This is a genomic window from Polaribacter staleyi (genome assembly GCF_038024045.1).
Classification (GTDB): domain Bacteria; phylum Bacteroidota; class Bacteroidia; order Flavobacteriales; family Flavobacteriaceae; genus Polaribacter; species Polaribacter butkevichii.
In genome coordinates, this window is sequence record NZ_CP150665.1 from 450,333 (window position 1) to 474,384 (window position 24,052).

Genomic DNA, 24,052 nt, shown 5'->3' on the forward strand with positions numbered 1-24,052 from the left:
CGTAATGAGAGAGGTCGCTTTTATAAAGCAAAATAAAGAAAAATGGCTCGAATTTGAACAAGGTTTTTCAAATAAAGAGAAAAAAAGTCCAGATGACATTGCCAACCTGCATATAAAAATCATGAACGATTTGGTATATGCCCAAACTTACTACCCAAAAAGTAAAGTTACCGTGTATTTAAATAAGTTAGCAAAGTCTAGCTTTGACAAGGTGTACCACTCTAAAAGGCGTGATAAAAACGTGTTTTTATATTTCTTTTTTGATAAAGTACCACTACTCGCCTACCAATACAGAAAATATATTTACTTATCTTTTATTGTCTTTTTTGCCTGCTTTTTCATCGGTTTATTATCTACTTTAAATGATGCTTCTTTTGCACGTCAAATTTTAGGCGATAATTATATAGACAAAACGTTAGAAAATATAGAAAGTGGCGATGCCATGGCTATTTACAAAGGCGGTAGTAATTGGGGGAGTTTTATTGGTATTTACGATAATAACCAACGTGTAGGCCTAAATATGTTTCTATCTGGATTATTTATTGGAATAGGCACTGGTTTTTATGTAGTTTATAATGCCATTATGGTGGCGGTTTTTCAAGCATTTTTCTATCAAAATAACAGTTTGTTTGATAGTTTAAAAGGAATTTGGATTCATGGAACGTATGAGATTTTTGGAATGATTATAGAAGCTGCAGCAGGTTATATTGTTGGCGCAAGTATTTTATTTCCGGGAGCTTACAAACGTTTTGAGTCTTTTAAACGTGGCATGAAAGCTGGCTTTTATATCTTTATAAGCACCATTCCGTTTACCTTAATGGCGGCTTTTTTAGAAGGGTATATTACAAGATATTCTAATACAATGCCTACTATAATTTGTTTTGCTATTATTGGTTTTAGTTTGGCAACTATCAGTTATTACTACCTAATTTTACCTTTTAAGGTAGCTAATAAACACCATTTACGTTGATGAAAAAAAGAGTATTTCTTTTCTTACTTTTTTTTGCAACCATTGGTTTTGGGCAGATTAAAAATGATAGTCTTCTTCTTTTAGAAAAAGACACAATACACTATGAAAAAACCATTGAATTTTCTCAAAAAAGATCGTTTAACGAAAATTTAAAAGAAAAATACAACGATAAAGAGTTTGTATATACAGAAGAAGCAGAGAAAAAGGAAGATAAAAAAGAAGATTCCGCTGCAGGTGCTGCTATTGTAGGTGCTATCCTTTATTTTATTAGTAACATCTTTCCTTTTTTATTAGGTGCAATTATCATTTTTATCATTCTTAAAACATTCTTGGGTACAGATGCCAGTTTCTGGAACTTTAAACAAACAAAAAAGAAAGTTGCTAAAAAATTAGTTTACGAAGACGAAGATATTCATGAAACAGATATTGATGGCTTGTTACAAAAAGCCATTCATAGTAAAGAATACAGATTGGCAGTTCGGTATTACTATTTGTCTGTTTTAAAAGTTTTATCCAACAAGAAACTGATTGATTATCATAAAGATAAAACCAATTCAGAATACCTTTTTGAAATTGAAAATACACAAACCAGAACCGAATTTTCTTATTTATCGTATGTCTATTCGTATGTTTGGTATGGAGATTTCCCCATAGATGAAACCAACTTTAAATTGGCTGAAAACAAGTACAAATCTTTTAAAAACTCTTTAAAATGATGCTACTTCAACAGTTGAAAAAATACGCTCCGCTCCTCCTCTTTTTTGCATTAACAGGCTGTAATAAAACAGATTGGAATGAAAATTTTAAAGAAAAAGAGAAAAGTCCGTTTGGTAATTACATCATTTATAACGAAGCTTCAACACTTTTTAATAATGACCTCGTTACCTTATTAAAACAGAACATTTACGATTATTTATTGTTTAATTCGGTAGTTGATAGTTTAAAAAATAAAAATTATATATCTATAAAACACAGTGGATATAAATATACAAACGGAACCACAACAGAGCTTTTAAACTTTGTTGCCAAAGGAAATAATGTCTTTTTGGCTTTTAACAATTTTAGAGATACTTTAAAAACGTCTTTAAAGTTTACCACAAATAATTTAGATAAGGATGTTTATAAAGTAAAAGCCTTAAAAGAGTTAAAAGCTACTTTTCAGTTGAAAAATGATCAATTTTCTAAAACCTCTTTTACGTTTGATAGAAACATCCGCAGAAATTATTTTTTACAATACAATAAAAATTCTACCAGTGTTTTGGGAACTATGGAAGTTGATGGAGAAAAAGTACCCAATTTTATAAAAATTCATCATGGTAAAGGGGCTTTTTACCTACACACACAACCTATTGCGTTTACCAATTACAATTTATTAAACGGAAACGAAGCGTATGCAGCAAATGTGCTTTCTTATTTGCCAAATGCACCTGTTATTTGGGATCCACAGATAAAATCGAGTAAATATCAAGATGAAAAAGAAGACAATACCAACGTATTTAAATTTTTTTTAGCACATAAAACTTTAACCTGGTTTTTATTTGTCTCTTTAATTGGGTTATTATTGTTTATGCTTTTTAACGCTAGAAGAAAACAACGTCCGATTCCTATTATAGAACCTTTAAAAAACTCTACTGTTGCATTTACACAAACCATTGCCAATTTGTATTTAAAAGAACAAGATCATAAGAATTTGGTTGATAAAAAAATAGCCTACTTTTTAGAAAAAGTCCGTTCTAAATACTTGCTAAGTACAGCTAATTTAAATGCCGATTTTATAGAGAAATTAGCATCTAAATCTGGTAATGAATTGCAAAAAACAAAATATTTAGTAAATACAATTATCGCTTTAAATAAGAAGATAGAATGTTCTGAAGAAGAATTAGTTGTATTACATAAAATGATTGAAAATTTCTTTAATAAATAAGATATGGAAGTACCAAATAACGAGGAAGTACAAGAAAATTTATCATTCGAAAATAGAATAGATTTATCGGAATTACAAGAGAGTGTTTTTAAGATTAAAAAGCAATTGCAAAAGGTAATTGTCGGTCAAAAAGACATGATGGATTTATTAATCGTTTCCCTCCTTGCAGATGGTCATGTTTTAATAGAAGGGGTTCCTGGAGTAGCAAAAACTATTACCGCTAAATTGCTAGCAAGAACTATTGATGTTGGTTTTAGTAGAATTCAGTTTACACCAGATTTAATGCCTTCGGATATTTTAGGAACTTCTGTTTTTAATGTAAAAACGTCTGAATTTGAGTTTAAAAAAGGGCCTATTTTTTCTAGCATGATTTTAATTGATGAAATTAATAGAGCGCCTGCAAAAACACAAGCTGCTTTGTTTGAGGTGATGGAAGAAAAGCAAATTACTATAGACGGACAAACCTTTAAAATGGAAGAGCCTTTTGTGGTGTTAGCAACGCAAAACCCTATAGAACAAGAAGGAACTTACAGATTACCAGAAGCACAATTAGATCGTTTTTTATTTAAAATTAATGTAGAATACCCAAATGCTGATGAGGAATTAGAAATTTTGTTGAAAGAGCAAGCTTTAGAAAACACTACTAAAGCAAGTAAAATAGAAACGGTAATTACAGGTAAAAAAATTGTTGAGTTTAGAAATTTAGTCAATCAGATTAAAATTGAAGATAATTTACTAAAATACATTGCAAATATTGTGGTGAATACGCGTTCTAACTCGTTTTTATATTTAGGCGCTTCACCAAGAGCAAGTATTGCTATTTTAGGGGCTTCAAAAGCATTTGCTGCCATAGAAGGTCGCGATTTTGTAACCCCAGAAGATATTAAAAGAGCTACCATTCCGGTTTTAGAACACAGAGTAATTGTTACACCAGAAAGAGAAATGGAAGGGTTAACGAGTAAACAAATTATAGAACAAATTATTGAGGCGGTGGAGATTCCGAGGTAGTTCTTGTTGACCAGCAATCAATTATCAGTAAAACAAGTAGGAAGTCTTCGATAAATCTCAGATTAACATTGAAAAAAACACGCGTCATTACGAGGAACGAAGTAATCTGTTTGTTATTTAGTTCTTTGTTCAGTAGAGATTGCTTCGTTCCTCGCAATGACAAAGGGAACAAACAGTTAAATACGTAGAGATTACGAGTTAATCTTTATGTCATTTCGAATTAGGAACGATTGAGAAATCTAATCAGTAGCATTCGGAATGACAGGCGTGAGATGAAATAAATACAGTTTGTCATTCCTGCGCAGGCAGGAATCCATAACCAAGCAAGCATGGATTCCTGTTTTCACAGGAATGACAAAGGAAAACAAGTATTAATAATGTAAAGATTACGAGTTAATTTTTATGTCATTTCGAATTGAGAAACGATTGAGAAATCTAATCAGTAGCATTCGGAATGACAGGCGTGAGATGAAATAAGTACAGTTTGTCATTCCTGCGCAGGCAGGAATCCATAACCAAGCAAGCATGGATTCCTGTTTTCACAGGAATGACAAAGGGAACAAACAGTTAAATACGTAGAGATTACGAGTTAATTTTTATGTCATTTCGAATTGAGGAACGATTGAGAAATCTAATCAGTAGCATTCGGAATGACAGGCGTGAGATGAAATAAGTACAGTTTGTCATTCCTGCGTAGGCAGGAATCCATAATCAAGTAAGTCTGGATTCCTGTTTTCACAGGAATGACAAAGGGAACAAACAGTTAAATACGTAGAGATTACGAGTTAATCTTTATATCATTTCGAAATGAGGAACGATTGAGAAATCTAATCAGTAGCATTCGGAATGACAGGCGTAAGATGAAATAAGTACAGTTTGTCATTCCTGCGTAGGCAGGAATCCATAATCATTAAGTATAAACTCCTGTTTTCACAGGAATGGCAAAAGAAAAAAAACAATTAAACAATTAAACAAATAAACAATTACACAAAACATTGAAACATTTATACAACACTTTATTCTTAAACAACCGATTTTTCTACATTCTAGGAGGAATCGCCCTCCTTTTTGTGGTTGGCTTTTTTTTACCTATCTTTTTTGAAGTCTCTAAAGTGTTGCTTTTTATAGTGGTGGTCTTGGTTTTGGTTGATATTTTTATTTTATATAAAACAAAAGACGCCATTACAGTAAACAGGTATTTACCAGAAAGATTATCTAACGGAGATGCCAATAAAATATCGATGCAATTAAAAAATGCATACGGATTTGATGCGCATATCTCTATTATTGAGGAAATTCCGTATCAGTTTCAAAAAAGAGATTTTATCTTTCCTTTAATTTTAGCCAATAAAGAAGAAAAAACAATTCATTACGATTTAACTCCAACTGAAAGAGGTGTTTATTTATTTGGAAACATCAATGTATATGCGAGTTCACCTTTGCAATTGGCTACTAAAAAATATGTTTTAGGTGAGGAAAAAGAACTAAAATGTTATCCTTCTTTTTTAAAACTGAGAGAATTCGATTTTAGAGCTTTTAATAACGATGCTATTTCTTACGGAACCAAAAAAGTGCGTAGAATTGGACATTCCTTAGAATTCGAGCAAATTAAAGAATATGTTTCTGGTGATGATATTCGCTCTTTAAATTGGAAAGCGACTGCAAAGAGAAGTCAGTTGATGATCAATCAATATGTAGAAGAAAAATCGCAACCGGTGTATTCAATTATTGATAAAGGTCGTGCTATGCAAATGCATTTTCATAATTTAAGTTTATTAGATTATGCCATCAACGCTACATTGGCAATTAGCAATGTTGTTCTTAGAAAACAAGACAAAGCTGGTATGTTGTCTTTTTCAACAAAGTTAGAAGATTGGGTGGTTGCAGAAAGAAGAAATTCGCAAATGAGTTTAATTTCCGAAGCGTTACATAATATAAAAACAGATTTTTCAGAATCGGATTTTAGTACGTTATACGCAGTTGTTAAGCGAAAAATTACACAAAGAAGTTTGCTTATTTTATATACAAATTTCGAAACTATGGACGGATTAAATAGGCAACTTCCCTATTTACGAGCCTTGGCAAAAAACCATTTGGTGTTGGTAGTATTTTTCGAAAACACAGCCTTAGAAGCTTTAACCACAACAAAAAGTGAAGATGTTTTGGGTGTGTATGACAGCATTATTGCTGAAAAATTTATGTACGAAAAGAAAAGTATTGTAAAAGAACTCAGAAAATACGGAATTCAGTCTGTTTTAACAAAACCAGAAAACCTAACAGGAGATACGATCAATAAGTATTTAGAGTTAAAATCTAGAGGATTATTTTAAATAAAACATATATTTGCGAGCTTATCAAACTAAACAAACAATTATAAAATGAATTGGTACATAAAAGTATTAAAACAGTACTCGGATTTTAAAGGACGAGCTAGACGTAAAGAATATTGGATGTTTGTTTTGATCAATCTTATTATTTCTATCGGTTTAATGTTTTTAGATAAAATTCTAGGCACAACCTATGGTGAATTAAATGAAGATGGATACCTTGAAACTTTATACAGTTTAGTCGTGTTAGTTCCTTATATCGCTGTTGCAGTAAGAAGAACACATGATGCAGGAAAAAGTGGATGGTTTGTTTTAATTCCTTTTTATAATTTATATTTACTTTGTATAGATAGTGAAAATGGTGAAAACAAATGGGGAGAAAACCCTAAAGGAATTGGAAACAACTCTGAAATTAATCAAATAGGTCAAGAATAATTTAACTAACTATAAAACTTAAAGAATGAATTGGTATTTAAAAGTATTAAAAGAACATTACGCAGATTTCAGTGGAAGAGCAAGAAGAGAAGAATATTGGATGTTTACCTTATTCAATGCAATATTTTCTATTGCAATATCAGTAGTTTTTACAGGTGTTGCCATAGCGATAGAAGCTCCATTATTGGCTAGTTTAAGTTATATTTATAGTTTAGCTGTTTTGGTACCAAGTTTAGCTGTTCTTGTAAGAAGATTACATGATACAGGGAAAAGTGGTTGGTTCTTTTTTATTGCATTAATTCCATTAATTGGTGGTATATGGTTGTTAGTCGTATTGTGTACAGATTCACAAAACGGTGCCAATAAATGGGGAGAGAACCCTAAAGGAATTGGAAACAACAGTACTATTGATCAAATAGGTAGAGAATAAAAAATATTTAAAAGATAAGTTAAAAGGTTGCTGATATGGCAACCTTTTTTTGTTTTTTTTAAGAGTTTTAAACTCTCTTAGCGTTTAAATAAACTTACTTTTGTGCAGTGAAAATTAGACAAAAATCAGAATCGGAATTTATCATTGTAATGGCATCTTTAATGTCACTCGTTGCTTTTGCAATAGACGCATTATTGCCTGCAATTACAGATATTAGTAAAACAATACATATAGTAGATCCAAAAGACAATCAGTTATTTATAACTATGATTTTTTTAGGCTTGGGTTTTGGGCAACTTATATCCGGACCTTTATCTGATAGTTTTGGTAGAAAACCAGTTATTTATGTTGGTTTTATTGTATTTGCCCTTGCGAGTCTTATTTGTGTTTTTGCAGACAGTTTAGAAATGATGATTTTTGGTCGGCTTTTACAAGGAATGGGACTTTCTGCACCAAGAACCATAAGTATTGCTATGGTTAGAGATCGTTTTAGCGGGAATTACATGGCTAAGGTGATGTCTTTTATTGTGGTTATTTTTATTTTAGTACCAGTAATTGCACCTGCTGTAGGTAAACTTGTTTTAGACTTATATGGTTGGAAATCTATTTTTTACGGTCAATTAATTATTGGTTTTTTTATCATGCTTTGGGTTTGGAAACGACAACCAGAAACCTTAAAAATAGAAGATCGAAAAAAGTTTAAAATTTCTCTCTTTGTAGAAGGTGCTAAAGAGTTTTTTAAATACAAATATGCTGTAATTTTTACTGTTTTTTCGGGTTTAATAACGGGTTCTTTTATGGTGTATCTAAGTGCAAGTCAACGAATATTTGAAGAGCAATATCACTTAAAAGAAGAGTTTCCTTATATTTTTGCAGGTCTTGCTATTAGTATTGGTTTGGCTACGTTTTTAAACGGTAAATTGGTAGTAAGATTCGGTATGTTTAAATTAGTTTCCATCTTTACCGTGCTTTTTACCATCGTACCGCTTATTTATTTGTTTTTATTTTCTGGAGCAAGTAACCCAAGTATCTATGTAATTATTGCATTTTTTGCCATCCAATTCTTTTCTATAGGTTTTCTTTTTGGAAACACAAGAGCATTGGCTATGGAGTCTATAGGTCATATTGCAGGTGTTGGAGCTGCTATTAATGGTTTTGTTTCTACAATTATGGCGGTACCTATTGCAACGTATATTGGAAGTTTCATCAATCAAACAGCTTTACCTTTATTTATTGGTTTTTTTGTTTGTGGTACTATTTCTTTGCTTTTAATCATACTTTTAAAACTTAGAAAAAATTAACTCAACTACGCTATTACTTTAAAAAGTACATAAAAACTGTGAAAATTATAGTATTTTGCACGGTTCTTAAATTTATTTGAACAATAAATATGTTTTTATGCGTAAATTAATACTCCTAATCTGCAGTTTTTTTTTGTTTTTAACCTCTTGTAATTCAGTTAATAAAAAAGAAGAAATACGTAAAGGATATACTATTAAAGGTGTTTTGTCTACTACAAATTCTCCGCTTGTTTATTTGGTAAATACACAGGGTAAAAAGATAGATTCTTCAACTGTTGTTAATAATTCGTTTATTTTTAAAGGGATTGTAACAACACCTAAAAAATATCATTTACAACTAAAAAACCAACCTAAAAAGCATACTATTATTCTAGAAAATAGTCAGTATACCATACTTATAAATGATAATAAAGCAACCATTTCTGGTGGAAATCTAAATAATAAACAAGTCGATTTTAATACTTTACAGAACGACTTAGACGTTAAAAAGTTAGTGTCACTAAATGCTTTTATAAAAAAGGATATAAAGCTAGATAGCTTACAAAAAGCTATTCAAGAAATTGAATTAGAGAAGAAAGAAATTGCTAAAAGTTTTTTAATATCCAATGCAAATAATGTATTATCTTCTACCCTATTTCCTACCATTCAAAACTTTAATTTAGAGGATTTTAAAGAAATTAAAAACAATACGGAAGTAGTTAAAACAAGTACTTTAGCAAGTCTTTTAGATGATAAAATTTCTAACTTACAGAAAATTGTTGATGCAGAACTAGTTGAAAAAAATAAAATTGCAGCTGCTAAAAAAGTATATAGAAAACCTGCCATTATGTTTAGTGGAGACGGTTTAAAAGGAGAATTAATCTCTTTAAAATCAATTATTAAAGGTAAAAAGGTAATTTTAATAGATTTTTGGGCAAGTTGGTGTGGACCTTGTAGATTGGTAACACCTAGAGTTAAACAACTTTATCATAAATACAAAAACAAAGGATTTACAATTCTTACCGTTTCGGAAGACAAAAACAAAGAAGATTGGAAAAAAGGTATTGAGCAAGACGGCATGTTAAGTTGGTACCATATTTTTGATGATTATGGCAGAATTTCTACCATGCACGGTGTTAGAACCATACCGTATATGGTTTTAATTGATGGAAACGGTGGCGTTATTAAAGAAAAAATTTCAATTACAGAATTAGAGTATCAACTTCAAAAATTATTATAATTTTTATGGAAATTCCTATCATTTATCAAGATGAGTTTATCATTTGTGTAGCAAAACCCAACAATATATTAGTGCATCATGCACGACACTCTAGAAATGTAGCTGATGAAAAATCTCTTTTGCAACTTTTAGATGAACAAATTGGTGGTAAATTTTATCCGATTCATCGATTAGATAGAAAAACATCAGGAATTATATTACTCGCCAAAGAAACACAGTATGTTTCTAAATTTCAAGATTTGTTTACTGCAAACGAAATTCAGAAAACGTATTATGGAGTTGTTCGTGGGTTTTCTCCTGAGAGCAAAGTTATTGATTCTCCTGTAAAAGGAAGAGATGCAAACGTTCACAAAGAAGCTTTAACACATTTAAGAACCTTAGAACAAGTTACTTTAGACATTCCTGTAAAACCATACGATTCTTCGCGTTATAGTTTGGTGGAATTATCACCAAAAACAGGTAGAATGCATCAATTACGCGTGCATTCTAATAAGATAAGTCACCCTTTAATTGGAGATACAAAATACGGAGACAAGAATCATGATGTAATGTTTGAAGAAAATTTTGGTTGGAAAAACATGTTTCTACATGCTGGAAAATTAGAATTTAAACATCCTTTTACAGAAGAAGGACTTACTTTAAAAGCGTCTTTTACAGAAGATTGGATTTCTTTATTTAAAGCTTTTTCTTGGAAAAACCCTTTGGATTAATTTTGATAGGTTTTTATCACTATAAATAAAAACCTATGTAGTTATCTTAGGCGTTGGGGCGTTTTCTTTGATTCTTTTTCTAATTTTCTTTTCAATTTCAAACACATTTTTTATTCCAGATATATAAATAATATCAGGTACAAATCTGTCAGTGCCTTTATTGCGGCTTTTCATTTTTCCAGTTCTTAATTCTAGTTCTAAATCTCCAACCCTAGATTTGTTACTCATTTTAATATTTCCAGAAAATTGCTCCCAATCTTTAACGGTTATTTTGCCATTTCTATATTTTATAAACCTCGTTTCTGTCCCTACAAAATACCCTCCTTTTTGAAAAAGCTGTACGAATGCCCAAATAAATAAGCCAATACCAACAACTACAAACAAGCCAATCACCAAACTTGGTACTAATATTGACTCCCAATTTTCTAAGCTTCCAGATGTTGGCACATCATTCTCTTTAAAATGAACTTCTTTTCCCGATAGTACTGGTATTATAAAGGCAATTACAAAAATACTGACAAAAGCATTCCAAAATAATGAGAAAAACAAAAGAAATAAACCATTCTTTTTAGGGTAATTTCTAGAACTTTTAACGATAAAGTCGGTTTGTTCAGGACTTATTAAATTCCTTAATTCAATTGGTATTGTATTTGATCGCATTTGTTTTAATTATGCAGTTTAATCACTATTTTTTATTCTTTAAACAATTTTATTACCTCTAAACCTGACTCGTAGAAAAATTCTGAGATTATATGCAGAAGTAAGGGGTAAATAAAACGTTATTTATTTTCGCTAAAAATCCATGTTAAAGCTTTGTCTTTTGTTGCTCTAAAAATAGTATTATGTTTTTCATTTGGTTCATCTTCATATTTCCAGATTAATTCACCTTTAGTATTTTTTAATTTTAGGTTTAATCTTTTTGTAAAAGTTGATATATCCGTGACACTTGAACCTGCATACCAAAGTCTTTTGTTTTCATAATTATTTTCTTTGGTTAAGTTTTCGTAATTTTTAACCAAATAATTTTCATTAAACCACAAAGAAGGATCCATTGCTATAAAATAGTCAAACATATTTGGTTCTAAAATGAATGTTTCAATAACGAATAAACCAGCCAAAGACTCGCCTATAATTACCTTTTTGTTTGATGTTCTATATTTTCTATCTATTACAGGAAATAATTCACTTTTGATAAATTTTCTGAAATTATCTGCTCCTCCAGGGTTTTGAATAAATTTTAAATCGTATTCAATGTTTGATGGTCCTGTTAAATCTCTTCCTCTTTCCGTATTTTCAATACCAACCAATATTACATTAGGAATTTTATTTTGTTTAATTAACGTATCTAATGTGTTTGCTATATGCGGAAAATCTTCTTTTATGCCACCATCAGGCATGTATATTACCGTTAAGCTATCTTTAGAAGCATTGTAGTTTGGAGGCGTCCAAATATTTATTACTCGTTCTTCATTTGTGAATTTTGAGTTTATCCTTAAACTGTCATGTTTTGGAATAGGGTCATTATAAACTGTTGCGTTATTTTTACAACTAGCAGTTATAATTATGATGAATAAGTAAAAGATATGTTTTTTCATTATTTTTTTATGTGTTAAAACTGAATTTTATAATAATCACAAATAGTTAGCAAACAAGTGTAGCCCTGATTGCAGCAATTGTTTGAGCTCTTTTTTATTCTTTTTTGGAATAAAAAAAGCGAGTGCTAAAAGCAGGAAATAGCTTCTAAAAAAAAGTTTCAAAACTTATTGCTCTATAGACTGTGCGTTAAAACCAATTAACTCTCCATCCTCAAAAGAAGGTGTAATTTCTATAGGGTTACAACAAACCTCGCAATCTTCTATATAGGTTTGTTGGCGCACACTTTGATCTAAAATCATTGAAATATCTTCCCAACAATGTGGACATTGAAAAAAATGCTCCAACTCCACTATTCGATTACTTTTAAAATTAATTTTCCATTTTTTTCTCCAGTAAACAATCGATTATAGGTTTCCTGAAAGTTTTCGATACCTTCATAAATATCTTCTCTAGATTTTAATTTTCCTTCTTTCATCCAGATAGCCATTTGTTTGGCCGCTTTTCCAAAATCTTTGGCATAATCCATTACTACCATTCCTTTCATGGTAGAACGTGTTACTAGTAAAGATAGATAATTGCTAGGACCATTTATTTTTGTTTTGTTGTTGTATTGAGAAATGGCACCACAAAGCACAACGGTTGCATGCATTCTTAACTTACTTAAAGCTGCGTCTAAAATAACACCTCCAACATTATCAAAATAAACATCAACCCCTTTTGGGCATTTTCTTTTTAGTGCTGTATAAATGTTTTCAGATTTATAATCGATGGCTGCATCAAAACCTAATTCGTTTTTAATATAATTGCATTTTTCTTCTCCGCCAGCAATACCAATTACTCTACAACCTTTAATTTTTGCAATCTGCCCTACAATACTACCAACAGCACCTGCTGCACCAGAAACCAATACAATATCTCCCTCTTTAATTTTGGCTACTTCTAATATTCCAAAATAAGCGGTCATACCTGGCATACCTAATGTGCCTAAAAAAGTAGGCATTGGCGCCACTTTTTCATCAACTTTAAAACAACCTTGTCCGTCGGAAACAATATATTGTTGCACACCACCCCAACCAGAAACACAGTCTCCTATTTGAAAATTTGGATTGTTGTTATTTTTAATAACCTTACCAACAGAACCTGCACGCATTACACTATCTAAAGCTACTGGCGGAATGTAAGATTTTGTGTCATTCATCCAACCACGCATTGCTGGATCTAGAGAAATATAATGTTGTTGAATTAAAATTTCTCCTTCTTCTAGTTCAGGAATTGGGGTTTCTTCAAATTGCCAAGTATTTTTATCTGGCACTCCTTTCGGACGGTTTTTTAGAGTGATTTGTTTGTTGTTCATTACTAACATTTTAAGTTCTAAAAATAGTATTTTTTTAATAATCAATCAAATCTAAAATTTGTTTTTCTAGTCTATTTTTACCCAAATATTGATTTTCTAAACCTTTGTCGAACGGAATTGGAGTTTCTAAACTTGCAATACGCTTTACAGGCGCGTCTAAATACTCAAAACAATGCTCGTTTATTAATGCGGATATATCACTTGCAATACCACCAAATAAGGAATCTTCTTGCACAATAACCACTTTACCTGTTTTTTTAACCGAAGCATAAATGGTCTCAACATCTAAAGGTTGTAAAGTTCTTAAATCTATAAGATCTACTGAAATGTTTTTTAAGTTTACTAAAATATCTAAAACCCAATGAATTGCCCCTCCGTAACTAATTATTGTAAGTTGATTTCCTTCTTTTAAAAGCGCTGCTTTTCCTATTTCTGTTGTAAAGTAATTTTCGGAAACCTCCTGATAAACAGCTCTATATAGTGCTTTGTGCTCGAAAAATAGCACAGGATTTGGATTGTTAATCGCTTCAATTAATAAACCTTTTGCGTCTTGAGAAAATGCAGGATATACCACAATTAAACCAGGTGTTTTGGTAAACCAAGCTTCATTGGTTTGGCTATGAAAAGGACCTGCACCAACTCCCGCTCCACAAGGCATTCTTACCACAATATCTGCATGTTGCCCCCATCTATAATGAGATTTTGCTAATAAATTTACAATCGGATTAAAACCTGATGATACAAAATCTGCAAATTGCATTTCTATGACAGATTTTATATTGTTTAAAGACAAACCATAACCCGTAGAAACAATTGCAGATTCGCAAATAGGTGTATTTCTAACGCGCTCTTTGCCAAATTTCTTTACAAATTGATCTGTTATTTTAAACGCTCCTCCATATTCTGCAATATCTTGCCCCATGATAATTAAATCATCATATTTTTCCATAGATTGCTCTAATCCTTGAGAAATAGCATCTATAAAACGAATGTTTTTCTTCTTGTTTGAAGGTGTTATTGCGTTGTAATGGTGTTTTTTATAAACGTCTTTTAACTCGGTTTCTAAATTAGGAATCACTTTTTCTTCCTTAAAAGCTATTTGAAGATGTTCATTTATTTCATGAATAATTGCTTCTTTATATGAAACCTCTATTTCTTCGGATAAAATTCCTTTGTTTTTAAGGTATTCTTGATAATTTTCTAATGGATCTTTAGCTCCCCAAAAGTCTAAATCCGCTTGCGGAACATATTTTACACCACTCGCCTCTTCATGACCTCGCATTCTAAAGGTTTTAAACTCTAATAAAATAGGTCTTGGTTCTATACGAACACTTTTTGCCAATTCACTAACCTTTGCGTAAACTTCTAGAATATTGTTTCCATCAATAATATAGCTTTCAATACCGTAACCAATGCCTTTATCTGCAATATTTTTACATTTAAATTGCTCTGAAGTGGGTGTAGATAAACCATAACCATTATTTTCTACACAAAACAACACAGGTAAACTCCAAACTGCCGCAACGTTTAGAGCTTCATGAAAATCACCTTCACTTGTACCACCTTCACCTGTAAAAACCGCGCAAACCTGGTTGTTCTTTTTTAATTTATTGCCTAATGCAATGCCGTCTGCTACACCTAATTGCGGACCTAAATGAGAAATCATTCCTACAATATGATGTTCTTGTGTACCAAAATGAAAGCTTCGGTCTCTACCTTTGGTAAAACCATTCATTTTACCCTGCCATTGAGAAAACAATTTATATAACGGAATTGCTCTCGTTGTAAAAACCCCTAAGTTTCTATGCATAGGTAAAATATATTCGTCTTTGTCTAAAGCAGCGGCAACACCTACAGAAATTGCTTCTTGCCCAATACCAGAAAACCATTTCGATATTTTTCCCTGTCTTAAGAGAATAAGCATTTTCTCTTCAATTAAGCGAGGTTTTAGCATGCTTTTATACAAGCTTAATAGCGTTTCGTTACGGAAAGAATCTTTATTAAAATCAATTTTAGAAGACATAAATTGCAGATTTCATAATTATACAAACTAACATAGTGGTAAAAGGTGTATAATCTACAAAAAAAATCCTTATCATTTTATTGATAAGGATTATACATATTATAAAAAAGAAGTATTACAACTGCTGAAAAATTTCGTGCATCATTCTCTTTTTATCATTGATGCTTTCTTCTAAAGCAATCATTGTTTCTGTTCTGTTAACACCATTAATATCATCTATTCTATAGATAATGTCTTTAGCATCGTTTGTTCCTTTAGCTCTTACTTTACAGAAAATATTGTATTTACCTGCAGTTACATAAGCTACAGTTACATTTGGTATATTTCTTAGATCTGTAATTACGTTTTGAGTCATAGAAGTTTTTTCTAAGTAAATACCCACATGTGCTATAAAAGAATAGCCCATTTTTTCGTAGTTTAAAGTAAGTGTAGATCCTTGAATAATACCTTCATCTTCCATCTTTTTAACACGTACGTGAATTGTACCTGCAGAAACTAATAATTGTTTTGCAATGTCAGTAAATGGTGTTCTGGCATTTTCAATTAACACATCTAGTATTTGATGATCAATTTCGTCTAATATAAATTTTTTCATTTTTTACGTATTATTCAAATTCCTATGCAAATTTATGAATTTAATTTAATTAAATCATCATTAAACTAACAAATACTTAAATAATTTCACCTCCGAAAACGATTTCGTTATGTCCAATTTTAGAAATTAAACTATTTTCATCTACTTTGTTTAATTTTGAAACAAATTTTCCGTCCACAATTTGATCTATAAATTGATACGCAACGTCCTTTTTTGAGTCTGCATATCTATGAATAACATCATAGAAAATTTTATCATTATTAGGAATATCAAAATACGGTTCATAATTTATAAAACTATCCGTATTTGCAATATAATGAACACCTTGTAATATCGAGTAAAAAGTATATTTTCTTGTCTCTTCTCTATCGTAGTCATCAGGATAATGCCCGGATTCTATTAAAATAGTGTTGTAACCTAGTTTTTGAAAATTATCTCCTGTAGCCGTCGGATAAAATTCATCCGTATATCTACCCACAAAATTAGGTATTGTATTTTGCAACATAGTATTCATACTAACAATTACATCCATGGTAGCAATTCTACCCTTTGTAAGACCTCTTGTAATCTCCTCTGAAGGAGCTAAAAATGAAATTGTAGCTGGGTTTTTAGTGCCTTCTACACTAAAAATAGTTCTTTGATCGTGCAGGTTAAAACAAAACTGCGGATTAAATTCTTCTAAAATACTGCGTAAAAGCTTACTTTCTGTAGCAACTCTGTCTACAGCATCTCTATTTAGATCTACATTGTTAGCATTTACTCTGGTGAACGCTTGTGCTCCATCAGGATTTAACATTGGTATAAAAACCAAAGTGCATTCTTCTAATATTTTAGTAAAAATAGCGTCTGTACTATTTAAAATACAGTTAAAAAGATCAAATAAAGCTCTTGTACCTGTGCTTTCGTTTCCATGCATTTGAGACCATAATAATATCTTCTTAGAACCATTCCCAATTTTTAATTGATGTATAGGTCGGTTTTCTTCGGATGTACCAATTTGAGAAACTTCAAATTTAGAAGCGTATTTAGAAAATAAATTTTCAATGTCTTTATAAGTAATCCATTTTCCATGCAACGTATTTTCTTTTTGCTGGTTGTAAATATTTTCTAAAAAATTGATGGGTAACGTATTCATATTCGGATGATAATTTTTTTCAAAAATAGATAATTTTTAAAAGCTATCAACCATTTATATATAAGCATATAATTATTATAATAAAATATAAAGGTTGTTAAGCAGGCAACTATTTCTAATTCTTTCGTCTTTTTTAACTTGTATAATTTTTAGAATTAAAGCATTCACAATTGTAAATCATTTAAAAATTACAATTGTAACAATGTAAATTGCTCGCAGATGTTACTGTTGTGAATTGTAAATTGTAACCACGACTATATTCTAACAAACCGCTAATAATTAGATAGTAATCATTTATTATTATCTTATAAAATACTATAATTTAGATTCTTATACGATTTATTTAAAGTTATTGTTTAATATTAGAACAACGATGTTTATTATTTACAACAATATACTTTGTTGCTGTATTTAGTTTGGTTACATTTGTATAATACAACTATATTACAATGGTAAACATATCTGAATTTACAACACGCCTTAAAAAAGTTATGGATTTTCATCAATTATCCGCCTCTATGTTTGCAGATAAAGTAGGTGTGCAACGTTCTAGTATTTCTCATATTCTCTCTGGTAGAAATAAACCAAGTTTAGATTTTATTTTAAAAGTAACTACAGAATTTAAAGATGTAGATATGTATTGGTTGTTAAATGGAAAAGGAAGTTTTCCTAAAAATGCAGAAACGAAGGTTGCAGCTACTCCAACTTTTTTTAATGAAACTGCAACTGAAACTGTTGGAAAAAAAATTCAGCGTATTGTTGTTTTTTATTCTGATGGAACTTTTGAAGAATATCAGAAATAGATACAACCTTAAAAAAGGCTTCAAACAAATTTTTCATTTTTGTCTTCAATTTAGATAAATAGTATAATTTAGTATTTATGAATAAAATTGATATTAGAACTGTAAATGTTGTTCAGTATTTACAACCTTTACGAGAAGGAGGTTCTTTGCCTGCAATTGTAAAAGCAGATGATGGTTTTTTATATGTACTTAAGTTTAGAGGTGCAGGACAAGGTAAAAAAGCATTAATCTCTGAATTTATTGGTGGCGAACTTGCCAGAGCAATGGGTTTGCATGTACCTGAATTGGTTTTTATGAATCTAGACGACTCTTTTAGCAAAACAGAGCCCGATGAAGAAATTCAGGATTTATTAAAATTTAGCGTCGGTTTAAATTTAGGTTTGCATTTTTTATCGAGCGCCATTACTTATGATCCTTTAGTATCTACAGCAGATGCACTAACAGCTTCTAAAGTTGTTATTTTAGATAGCTTAATCAGCAATATAGATAGGACTGCAAAAAACACCAATCTTTTAAATTGGAATAATGAACTTTGGATTATTGATAACGGAGCTAGCTTCTATTTTCATCATAATTGGGCAACTTGGGAAAATCATTTAACAAGAACCTTTCCTTTAATTAAAGACCATGTGCTTTTGCCTAAAGCAACACATTTACAAGAAGCATCATCAGCAATTAAAAAAGTGATAAATGCAACTGTTATAGATGAGATAATTGCTAATATTCCTGAAGATTGGTTAGTAAATGAAGGAGAAGTTTTATCCCCAAAAGAAATAAGAGCAGCATACACTCAGTTTTTGAATGCAAAACTCTTAATGATTGATGAATTAGTTAAAGAAGCGGAAGATGCAAGATAAAGTTACCTTTGAATACGCCATTATTAGATTGGTGCCAAAAGTAGAACGCGAAGAATTCTTTAATATAGGAGTTATTCTATTTTCTAAGCGTAAAAAATTCTTAGGCATTAAATATCACATCAATCCAGATAAGTTAAAAGCGTTAGCACCAGAGCTAGAACTAGATGTCTTAAACAACTATTTAAACGCTTGGAAATTGATTTGCGAAGGAAAAGCATCTGGTGGTAAAATTGGTGCTTTTGAAGTTTCCGATCGTTTTAGATGGTTGGCAGCTTGTAGAAGTACTATTATACAGAGTTCTAAAACACATCCTGGTTTGTGTAACGAGCCAGAAAAGGAATTAAAAGATATTTTTGAAAAGTATGTGTTATAAATTTTAATAAAAAGTAAATGGATTTATTACAAAAAATATTAGAATTCGAGCTATTTAATGTTGCTAACTATAGCTTAAAGGTAAGTACTTTATTTATGGTACTGCTTATTTTTATCATCACTAAAGTTATTTTATGGTTGCTTAAAAAATCTTTATTTAGAAATAAAGGTGTTAACGAATTTAATGAAGGAAACATCTATTCCTTATTTCAGATTATAAAATACGTAGTTTGGGTAGTTGCTTTTGGATTTATATTAGAAGCATTTGGTATTAAATTAACCATATTAATTGCTGGTTCTGCAGCATTATTAGTAGGTGTTGGTTTGGGATTGCAACAAACTTTTAACGATATTATTTCGGGTATTATTTTACTTTCTGAAAGATCTATTAGAATTTCTGATGTTTTAGAAATAGATGGCGATATAGTAAAAATACAAGAAATTGGCCTGCGTACTTCTAAAGGATTAAATACAGATGATATTTCTATTATTATTCCTAATTCTTTAATTACCACTAATAAAGTAATTAACTGGAGCCATCAAACACATTTAAATCGTTTTAGAATTGATATTGGTGTTTCTTATGATAGCGATGTAGAATTTGTAATTAAAATTTTAGAAGAAAGTGCCAAGGAACATCCAGAAGTAGATCATCAAAAAATCATAGAAGCACGATTGGTTAGCTTTGGCGATTCGTCTTTAAATTTTCAGGTGTTATTTTATAGCAGTACTATTTTTGGTTCTGACAGAATGAAAAGTGATATCCGTAGGGTAATGCGTCGTAAATTTATAGAAAACAATATTTCCATTCCTTTTCCACAAGTGGATGTTCATATGAAATCGAACTAACAAAAGCCTAACTAATTAAAAACCAATAACTTTATACATAGTGTAATTATTTATAATAAAATCTGGTACTAAAACAAGATAATTTAAGTTAAAAACAATTTTCTAAAAGCCATATTTTTTAAAAAAAAGTAACTTTTACGTTAAACCTTTATCGTAAATTTATGTCTGTATTGTAGACATTTAAATTATATATCGTCATGGCAAAAAGAAAGACTCCTTTCTCATTTCAAATTAGAATTATTCACAGATATTTAGGCTTTTTTTTAGCCGGAATTATGTTTGTGTACGCGTTAAGTGGAATTTTAATGGTTTTTAGAGATACAGATTTTCTAAAGACAGAAGTTATCACTGAAAAAAAATTAGCACCAAATCTAGCTCCTAGAGACCTGGCGCCTATATTTAAAAAAGGAGCAAAAGTAGTAGATCAAAAAGGAGATGTTTTGTATTTAAGAAATGGTACTTACAATAAAGCTACTGGGGAAGCAATTATTAAAAGAAATCAACTGCCATTTGTGTTAGATAAAATGGAAAAACTGCACAAAGCAAACACCAATACTCCGTTGTATTTTTTAAACGTATTTTTTGGGGTAGCATTGTTATTTTTTGTGTTTTCTGCTTTTTGGATGTACACCCCAAAAATGCCTGTTTTTAAAAAAGGAATGTATTTTGCTGTTGGTGGAATTGTCCTAACTCTTATTTTATTGTTTATTTAACACTCAATAAACGTTAAGCAACTTAACTTTTAATTCGGTTTTACTATTGTATGTAAGCAGTGGTAAAATCGAATTTTTAAATTATAAAAGCATTTAGTTCTAAACTGCGCTCGAATTTACAATTGGAGGTTGTTTCAAGTATCATTACGAATAAGGTACGAATGAAGTAATCTTTGTTTGGATAAAGAGATTGCTTCGTAACCTCGCAATGACAAATGGGGTTTTGTTTTTTCGCCCTTTGGGAGTAATCACATAAAGTGATGCCGTTGCTGTGTTTATTGTGATGTGATTTCTCCTATCATCGAAATGACAATTGGGGATTATTTCAAGTGTCATTACGAATAAGGTACGAATGAAGTAATCTTTGTTCGGATAAGAAGATTACTTCGTTCCTCGCAATGACAAATGGACTGTCATTACGAGGACGATAGGACGAAGTAATCTTTTTTTTTTGAGTTACAAATTAACAGATTGCTTCGTTCCTCGCAATGACAATTGGGATATTTTTGTTTTGAGTTTTAAGATAAATAAACAAAACTCTTATAATTATTCTGCAATATCTTTTAATCCCCAAGCATCTAAGCTTCTTAGAATTGTTTCTAAAGATTGCCCTCTTTCTGTTAGGGTATACTCTACTTTTGGCGGAACAACAGGATATACTTTCCTAGAAATTAGCCCGTCTTTTTCTAACTCTCTTACCGTTTGTGTAAACATTTTGTTAGAAATACCTATTATGTGTTTTTGCAACACTCCAGAACGCAAACCACCTTCTAATAAATGGAATAAAATTAAAGGTTTCCACTTGGTACCTATTAAATTCATCGTGTAATTTAACGGACATGTAATTTTATCTATCAAAATATTAAGTTTAAAATACTGATAATCATTAATTTACTCGTTTAGGTAACTATATCACTTTTTGGTAAGTTATTGCCAACAAGGCAAATATAAATTAATTTTGAAGTCTAAATTAAAAATTATGACTAAAAATACAAGTTACCCAAAATCATTCTCGCATATTGGTCTTACCGTTCCTAATATTAAAGAGGCTGTAAAATTCTATTCGGAAGTAATGGGGTGGTACATTATAATGGAACCTTCTACTGTTAAAAAAGAAACAGAAACTGCCATTGGTAAAATGTGTATTGATGTTTTTGGTGAAGATTGGACCGAATTTGAAATTGCACATTTATCTACTTCAGATGGTATTGGTGTTGAGTTGTTTTGTTTTCCAAACGGAATTAAAGAAGCGCCAGAATTTAGTCCTTTTAATACAGGTCTTATTCATTTTTGTATTCAAGATCCAAATATTGAGGAATTGGTCGATAAAATTGTTGCTTACGGAGGAAAACAAAGAATGCCAATTAGAGAGTACTATCCAAAAGACAAGCCTTTTAAAATGTGTTATGTAGAAGATCCTTTCGGGATTGTCTTTGAAGTGTACACGCATAGTTACGAGTTAACGTATTCTTCTGGTGCTTATGCGAAGTAAAAAACTAGTAACTTTGCTGCTTTACGTTGAATAATTCAGCGTAAAGTTTATACCACTAAAAATGAAGAACAACAGTTTACTTATACTATTTCTCTTAACTATTTTTATTTCTTGTAAATCAGAAAAGAAAAATCCTGTACATAAAGAAATTCAGAAGGAAGCTAAAACAGAAACGATTGTTACTGAACTTTTTGAAATTATAAAACCTAAAGAAAATTCTAAAGCGGTATTAATTTTATTTGGAGGTTTTGGAGAAAAACCTGTGGATATAAAAAGGGAATTCCAAATTGTAGACATTGCCATAAAGAACCAAATCAGTTTGGTTTTAATGAATTATAGCGATAAACTTTGGTTGGAAGAAAATGATAAAAAAAATCTAGCTACGCTTTTACAAAATACTTTAAAGAACCATAATTTAAGTACTAATGACATTTATATTGGTGGTTTTTCTAGTGGAGGAATTGTAAGCTTATTAATTAGTGATTACATTACAGGTCTAAAAGAGTTCCATATACAACCTAAAGGGGTTTTTATTGTAGACTCGCCTATCGATCTTTTAGCATTATATGAGGCTTCCTTAATAAATATAGAAAGAAATTTTTCTGATGTTTCTGTTCAAGAAAGTACTTGGATTAAAAATTTATTTGATAAAGAATTAAGAAACCCAAAGGACGGAATTTCTAATTATGAAAAATATGCCGTATTTACATCAGCATCTAATTACACAGCAAACCTTAGTAATTTAAAAAACACAAAAATTAGATTGTACACAGAGCTAGATGTAAACTGGTGGAAAGTAAATAGAAAAACTAATTTTGAGCAAACCAATGCTTATTACATTCAAAAACTGTCTGAGTCTTTAAAAAAACACAATTTTAAAAACGTTGCATACATTACTACAGAAAATAAAGGCTACAGATCAAATGGAGACAGACATCCACATAGTTGGTCTATTGTTGATAAAGAAAATTTAATAAATTGGATTTTAAATAAGAATTAGTTCTTAGACATAATGGAGGTTTGTTTTTTGAGTTAAAATAATACACACAATCTTGTCATTTAGACCAACGGGAGAAATCACATAAAGTAATGCTGTTGTTGTGTTTTTGTAATGTGGTTTCTCCTATCGTCGAAATGACAATTGGGGATTATTTCAAGTGTCATTACGAATAAGGTACGAATGAAGTAATCTTTGTTTGGATAAGGAGATTGCTTCGTTCCTCGCAATGACAAATGTACCGTCATTACGAGGACGATAGGACGAAGTAATCTTTTTGTTTTGAGTTACAAATTATGAAATTGCTCTCTTCTTCACAATGATAATTAAAACTGAAACAACCAACCATCAGACAAATCATTCCAATTAGGATTTTCTAAATTTACGATATCATTTTTACGTTTTCTATTTCCAGCTTTTAATTGTTTTTCTCTTGCTATAGCAGAATTTATATCATCGTATTCTTCAAAATACACTAATTTATCACAATTGTATTTTGCTGTAAAACCTTTATACTCTTTCGTTTTATGCTGATAAATTCTTTTTAATAAATTACTAGTGACTCCAATATATAGAACAGTATTATTTTTATTGGTTAAAAAGTAAATGTGGTACTTTTTCATAGTTTTTTCCTTCTAAGATAAATAATTTTGTCATTACGAGGAAGTAACCTGTTTATTTTGAATACACATTAAGAGATTGCTTCGTTCCTCGCAATGACAAATGGACTGTCATCACGAGAATGATAGGACGAAGTAATCTGTTTATTTTGGTTTACAATTAAGAGGTTGCTTCGTTCCTCGCAATGACAAACAGACTGTCATTACGAGGATGATAGGACGAAGTAATCTGTTTGTTTTGAGTACAAATTAAGAGATTTCTTCGTTTCTTGCAATGACAAATGGACTGTCATTACGAGGACGACGGGACGAAGTAATCTGT

26 protein-coding genes are annotated in these 24,052 nt (G+C 30.7%); 17 read left to right on the forward strand and 9 right to left on the reverse strand.

The annotated features are described in order from the left end of the window. Positions 1 to 4 precede the first annotated feature (4 nt). The 10 genes from WHD07_RS01670 to WHD07_RS01715 all read left to right on the forward strand — a co-directional run bounded on the left by WHD07_RS01670 (position 5) and on the right by WHD07_RS01715 (position 10,324). Positions 5 to 970, forward strand: coding sequence for a stage II sporulation protein M (locus tag WHD07_RS01670; RefSeq protein WP_105049365.1), 966 nt, complete (start codon positions 5 to 7; stop codon positions 968 to 970). Beyond that, the gene (locus tag WHD07_RS01675) at positions 970 to 1,686 is read left to right on the forward strand and encodes a hypothetical protein (RefSeq protein ID WP_343329791.1); all 717 of its coding nucleotides are present in this window, start codon (positions 970 to 972) and stop codon (positions 1,684 to 1,686) included. The genes WHD07_RS01670 and WHD07_RS01675 overlap by 1 nt, the downstream gene beginning before the upstream one ends. Next, positions 1,683 to 2,894 carry a DUF4350 domain-containing protein gene (locus tag WHD07_RS01680; RefSeq protein WP_343329792.1) on the forward strand — a complete coding sequence of 404 codons (1,212 nt, stop codon included), beginning with the start codon at positions 1,683 to 1,685 and terminating at the stop codon, positions 2,892 to 2,894. The genes WHD07_RS01675 and WHD07_RS01680 overlap by 4 nt, the downstream gene beginning before the upstream one ends. Positions 2,895 to 2,897: 3 nt before the next feature. Beyond that, positions 2,898 to 3,902 (forward strand): AAA family ATPase, encoded by a 1,005-nt coding sequence (locus WHD07_RS01685; RefSeq protein WP_105048593.1) that lies wholly within the window; start codon positions 2,898 to 2,900, stop codon positions 3,900 to 3,902. Between the two features lie 995 nt (positions 3,903 to 4,897). Continuing rightward, the gene (locus WHD07_RS01690; protein ID WP_343329793.1) at positions 4,898 to 6,232 is read left to right on the forward strand and encodes a DUF58 domain-containing protein; all 1,335 of its coding nucleotides are present in this window, start codon (positions 4,898 to 4,900) and stop codon (positions 6,230 to 6,232) included. Between the two features lie 48 nt (positions 6,233 to 6,280). Beyond that, the gene (locus tag WHD07_RS01695; RefSeq protein WP_105048595.1) at positions 6,281 to 6,664 is read left to right on the forward strand and encodes a DUF805 domain-containing protein; all 384 of its coding nucleotides are present in this window, start codon (positions 6,281 to 6,283) and stop codon (positions 6,662 to 6,664) included. 25 nt (positions 6,665 to 6,689) lie between these two features. Continuing rightward, entirely contained in the window at positions 6,690 to 7,094 is a 405-nt protein-coding gene (locus tag WHD07_RS01700; RefSeq protein ID WP_343329794.1) for a DUF805 domain-containing protein, read from the forward strand. A 107-nt stretch (positions 7,095 to 7,201) separates the two neighbouring features. Then, a complete protein-coding gene (locus WHD07_RS01705; RefSeq protein WP_343329795.1) occupies positions 7,202 to 8,395 on the forward strand; it encodes a multidrug effflux MFS transporter in 1,194 nt (397 codons plus the stop codon). A gap of 133 nt (positions 8,396 to 8,528) precedes the next feature. Beyond that, positions 8,529 to 9,614: a TlpA disulfide reductase family protein gene (locus tag WHD07_RS01710; protein ID WP_343329796.1), complete on the forward strand. Its 1,086-nt coding sequence runs from the start codon at positions 8,529 to 8,531 to the stop codon at positions 9,612 to 9,614. 5 nt (positions 9,615 to 9,619) lie between these two features. Further along, positions 9,620 to 10,324, forward strand: coding sequence for a pseudouridine synthase (locus tag WHD07_RS01715; protein ID WP_343329797.1), 705 nt, complete (start codon positions 9,620 to 9,622; stop codon positions 10,322 to 10,324). A 33-nt stretch (positions 10,325 to 10,357) separates the two neighbouring features. Here WHD07_RS01715 and WHD07_RS01720 read toward each other — a convergent pair whose 3' ends face one another. The 7 genes from WHD07_RS01720 to WHD07_RS01750 all read right to left on the reverse strand — a co-directional run bounded on the left by WHD07_RS01720 (position 10,358) and on the right by WHD07_RS01750 (position 17,027). After that, the gene (locus tag WHD07_RS01720) at positions 10,358 to 10,984 is read right to left on the reverse strand and encodes a hypothetical protein (RefSeq protein ID WP_343329798.1); all 627 of its coding nucleotides are present in this window, start codon (positions 10,982 to 10,984) and stop codon (positions 10,358 to 10,360) included. A gap of 119 nt (positions 10,985 to 11,103) precedes the next feature. Then, on the reverse strand, positions 11,104 to 11,919 hold the full coding sequence (locus WHD07_RS01725) for an alpha/beta hydrolase (protein ID WP_343329799.1): 816 nt from the start codon (positions 11,917 to 11,919) through the stop codon (positions 11,104 to 11,106). A 165-nt stretch (positions 11,920 to 12,084) separates the two neighbouring features. Then, on the reverse strand, positions 12,085 to 12,264 hold the full coding sequence (locus WHD07_RS01730; RefSeq protein WP_233269947.1) for a CPXCG motif-containing cysteine-rich protein: 180 nt from the start codon (positions 12,262 to 12,264) through the stop codon (positions 12,085 to 12,087). Positions 12,265 to 12,269: 5 nt separating this feature from the next. Then, complete coding sequence (locus tag WHD07_RS01735; protein ID WP_343329800.1) at positions 12,270 to 13,274, reverse strand: NADP-dependent oxidoreductase; 1,005 nt, start codon at positions 13,272 to 13,274, stop codon at positions 12,270 to 12,272. 34 nt (positions 13,275 to 13,308) lie between these two features. Continuing rightward, positions 13,309 to 15,297: an alpha-ketoacid dehydrogenase subunit alpha/beta gene (locus tag WHD07_RS01740; protein ID WP_343329801.1), complete on the reverse strand. Its 1,989-nt coding sequence runs from the start codon at positions 15,295 to 15,297 to the stop codon at positions 13,309 to 13,311. Positions 15,298 to 15,412: 115 nt separating this feature from the next. Beyond that, complete coding sequence (locus WHD07_RS01745; RefSeq protein WP_105048605.1) at positions 15,413 to 15,892, reverse strand: Lrp/AsnC family transcriptional regulator; 480 nt, start codon at positions 15,890 to 15,892, stop codon at positions 15,413 to 15,415. Between the two features lie 76 nt (positions 15,893 to 15,968). Next, positions 15,969 to 17,027 (reverse strand): M14 family zinc carboxypeptidase, encoded by a 1,059-nt coding sequence (locus tag WHD07_RS01750; protein WP_343329802.1) that lies wholly within the window; start codon positions 17,025 to 17,027, stop codon positions 15,969 to 15,971. A gap of 449 nt (positions 17,028 to 17,476) precedes the next feature. Between WHD07_RS01750 and WHD07_RS01755 the strand changes: the two genes are divergently transcribed. The 5 genes from WHD07_RS01755 (at position 17,477) to WHD07_RS01775 (ending at position 20,621) form a co-directional block, all read left to right on the forward strand. Continuing rightward, a complete protein-coding gene (locus tag WHD07_RS01755) occupies positions 17,477 to 17,830 on the forward strand; it encodes a helix-turn-helix transcriptional regulator (protein WP_343329803.1) in 354 nt (117 codons plus the stop codon). Between the two features lie 77 nt (positions 17,831 to 17,907). Beyond that, entirely contained in the window at positions 17,908 to 18,687 is a 780-nt protein-coding gene (locus WHD07_RS01760; RefSeq protein WP_343329804.1) for a HipA family kinase, read from the forward strand. After that, entirely contained in the window at positions 18,677 to 19,060 is a 384-nt protein-coding gene (locus tag WHD07_RS01765; protein ID WP_105048609.1) for a DUF3037 domain-containing protein, read from the forward strand. The genes WHD07_RS01760 and WHD07_RS01765 overlap by 11 nt, the downstream gene beginning before the upstream one ends. A 17-nt stretch (positions 19,061 to 19,077) precedes the next feature. Continuing rightward, positions 19,078 to 19,908 (forward strand): mechanosensitive ion channel family protein, encoded by an 831-nt coding sequence (locus WHD07_RS01770; protein ID WP_105048610.1) that lies wholly within the window; start codon positions 19,078 to 19,080, stop codon positions 19,906 to 19,908. Between the two features lie 197 nt (positions 19,909 to 20,105). Next, entirely contained in the window at positions 20,106 to 20,621 is a 516-nt protein-coding gene (locus tag WHD07_RS01775) for a PepSY domain-containing protein (protein ID WP_343329805.1), read from the forward strand. A 546-nt stretch (positions 20,622 to 21,167) separates the two neighbouring features. Here the strand turns inward: WHD07_RS01775 and WHD07_RS01780 are convergent. Further along, positions 21,168 to 21,443, reverse strand: a complete 276-nt coding sequence (locus WHD07_RS01780; RefSeq protein WP_343330973.1) for a helix-turn-helix domain-containing protein — start codon at positions 21,441 to 21,443, stop codon at positions 21,168 to 21,170. A gap of 157 nt (positions 21,444 to 21,600) precedes the next feature. Between WHD07_RS01780 and WHD07_RS01785 the strand changes: the two genes are divergently transcribed. Both WHD07_RS01785 and WHD07_RS01790 read left to right on the forward strand, forming a co-directional pair. Beyond that, positions 21,601 to 22,113, forward strand: coding sequence for a VOC family protein (locus tag WHD07_RS01785; protein WP_343329806.1), 513 nt, complete (start codon positions 21,601 to 21,603; stop codon positions 22,111 to 22,113). A gap of 61 nt (positions 22,114 to 22,174) precedes the next feature. Next, on the forward strand, positions 22,175 to 23,113 hold the full coding sequence (locus WHD07_RS01790) for a hypothetical protein (protein ID WP_343329807.1): 939 nt from the start codon (positions 22,175 to 22,177) through the stop codon (positions 23,111 to 23,113). Between the two features lie 323 nt (positions 23,114 to 23,436). Here the strand turns inward: WHD07_RS01790 and WHD07_RS01795 are convergent, their stop codons facing one another. Continuing rightward, on the reverse strand, positions 23,437 to 23,733 hold the full coding sequence (locus tag WHD07_RS01795; RefSeq protein WP_068453017.1) for a GIY-YIG nuclease family protein: 297 nt from the start codon (positions 23,731 to 23,733) through the stop codon (positions 23,437 to 23,439). Between the last annotated feature and the right edge of the window lie 319 nt (positions 23,734 to 24,052).

What these genes read in the sequence shown, in the direction of transcription:
- WHD07_RS01670 (WP_105049365.1), top strand. Translation starts at nt 5, where the DNA reads ATGAGAGAGGTCGCTTTTATAAAGCAAAATAAAGAAAAATGGCTCGAA.
- WHD07_RS01675 (WP_343329791.1), top strand. Translation starts at nt 970, where the DNA reads ATGAAAAAAAGAGTATTTCTTTTCTTACTTTTTTTTGCAACCATTGGT.
- WHD07_RS01680 (WP_343329792.1), top strand. Translation starts at nt 1,683, where the DNA reads ATGATGCTACTTCAACAGTTGAAAAAATACGCTCCGCTCCTCCTCTTT.
- WHD07_RS01685 (WP_105048593.1), top strand. Translation starts at nt 2,898, where the DNA reads ATGGAAGTACCAAATAACGAGGAAGTACAAGAAAATTTATCATTCGAA.
- WHD07_RS01695 (WP_105048595.1), top strand. Translation starts at nt 6,281, where the DNA reads ATGAATTGGTACATAAAAGTATTAAAACAGTACTCGGATTTTAAAGGA.
- WHD07_RS01700 (WP_343329794.1), top strand. Translation starts at nt 6,690, where the DNA reads ATGAATTGGTATTTAAAAGTATTAAAAGAACATTACGCAGATTTCAGT.
- WHD07_RS01715 (WP_343329797.1), top strand. Translation starts at nt 9,620, where the DNA reads ATGGAAATTCCTATCATTTATCAAGATGAGTTTATCATTTGTGTAGCA.
- WHD07_RS01720 (WP_343329798.1), bottom strand. Translation starts at nt 10,984, where the DNA reads ATGCGATCAAATACAATACCAATTGAATTAAGGAATTTAATAAGTCCT.
- WHD07_RS01725 (WP_343329799.1), bottom strand. Translation starts at nt 11,919, where the DNA reads ATGAAAAAACATATCTTTTACTTATTCATCATAATTATAACTGCTAGT.
- WHD07_RS01735 (WP_343329800.1), bottom strand. Translation starts at nt 13,274, where the DNA reads ATGAACAACAAACAAATCACTCTAAAAAACCGTCCGAAAGGAGTGCCA.
- WHD07_RS01740 (WP_343329801.1), bottom strand. Translation starts at nt 15,297, where the DNA reads ATGTCTTCTAAAATTGATTTTAATAAAGATTCTTTCCGTAACGAAACG.
- WHD07_RS01745 (WP_105048605.1), bottom strand. Translation starts at nt 15,892, where the DNA reads ATGAAAAAATTTATATTAGACGAAATTGATCATCAAATACTAGATGTG.
- WHD07_RS01750 (WP_343329802.1), bottom strand. Translation starts at nt 17,027, where the DNA reads ATGAATACGTTACCCATCAATTTTTTAGAAAATATTTACAACCAGCAA.
- WHD07_RS01755 (WP_343329803.1), top strand. Translation starts at nt 17,477, where the DNA reads ATGGTAAACATATCTGAATTTACAACACGCCTTAAAAAAGTTATGGAT.
- WHD07_RS01760 (WP_343329804.1), top strand. Translation starts at nt 17,908, where the DNA reads ATGAATAAAATTGATATTAGAACTGTAAATGTTGTTCAGTATTTACAA.
- WHD07_RS01765 (WP_105048609.1), top strand. Translation starts at nt 18,677, where the DNA reads ATGCAAGATAAAGTTACCTTTGAATACGCCATTATTAGATTGGTGCCA.
- WHD07_RS01770 (WP_105048610.1), top strand. Translation starts at nt 19,078, where the DNA reads ATGGATTTATTACAAAAAATATTAGAATTCGAGCTATTTAATGTTGCT.
- WHD07_RS01775 (WP_343329805.1), top strand. Translation starts at nt 20,106, where the DNA reads ATGGCAAAAAGAAAGACTCCTTTCTCATTTCAAATTAGAATTATTCAC.
- WHD07_RS01780 (WP_343330973.1), bottom strand. Translation starts at nt 21,443, where the DNA reads ATGAATTTAATAGGTACCAAGTGGAAACCTTTAATTTTATTCCATTTA.
- WHD07_RS01785 (WP_343329806.1), top strand. Translation starts at nt 21,601, where the DNA reads ATGACTAAAAATACAAGTTACCCAAAATCATTCTCGCATATTGGTCTT.
- WHD07_RS01790 (WP_343329807.1), top strand. Translation starts at nt 22,175, where the DNA reads ATGAAGAACAACAGTTTACTTATACTATTTCTCTTAACTATTTTTATT.
- WHD07_RS01795 (WP_068453017.1), bottom strand. Translation starts at nt 23,733, where the DNA reads ATGAAAAAGTACCACATTTACTTTTTAACCAATAAAAATAATACTGTT.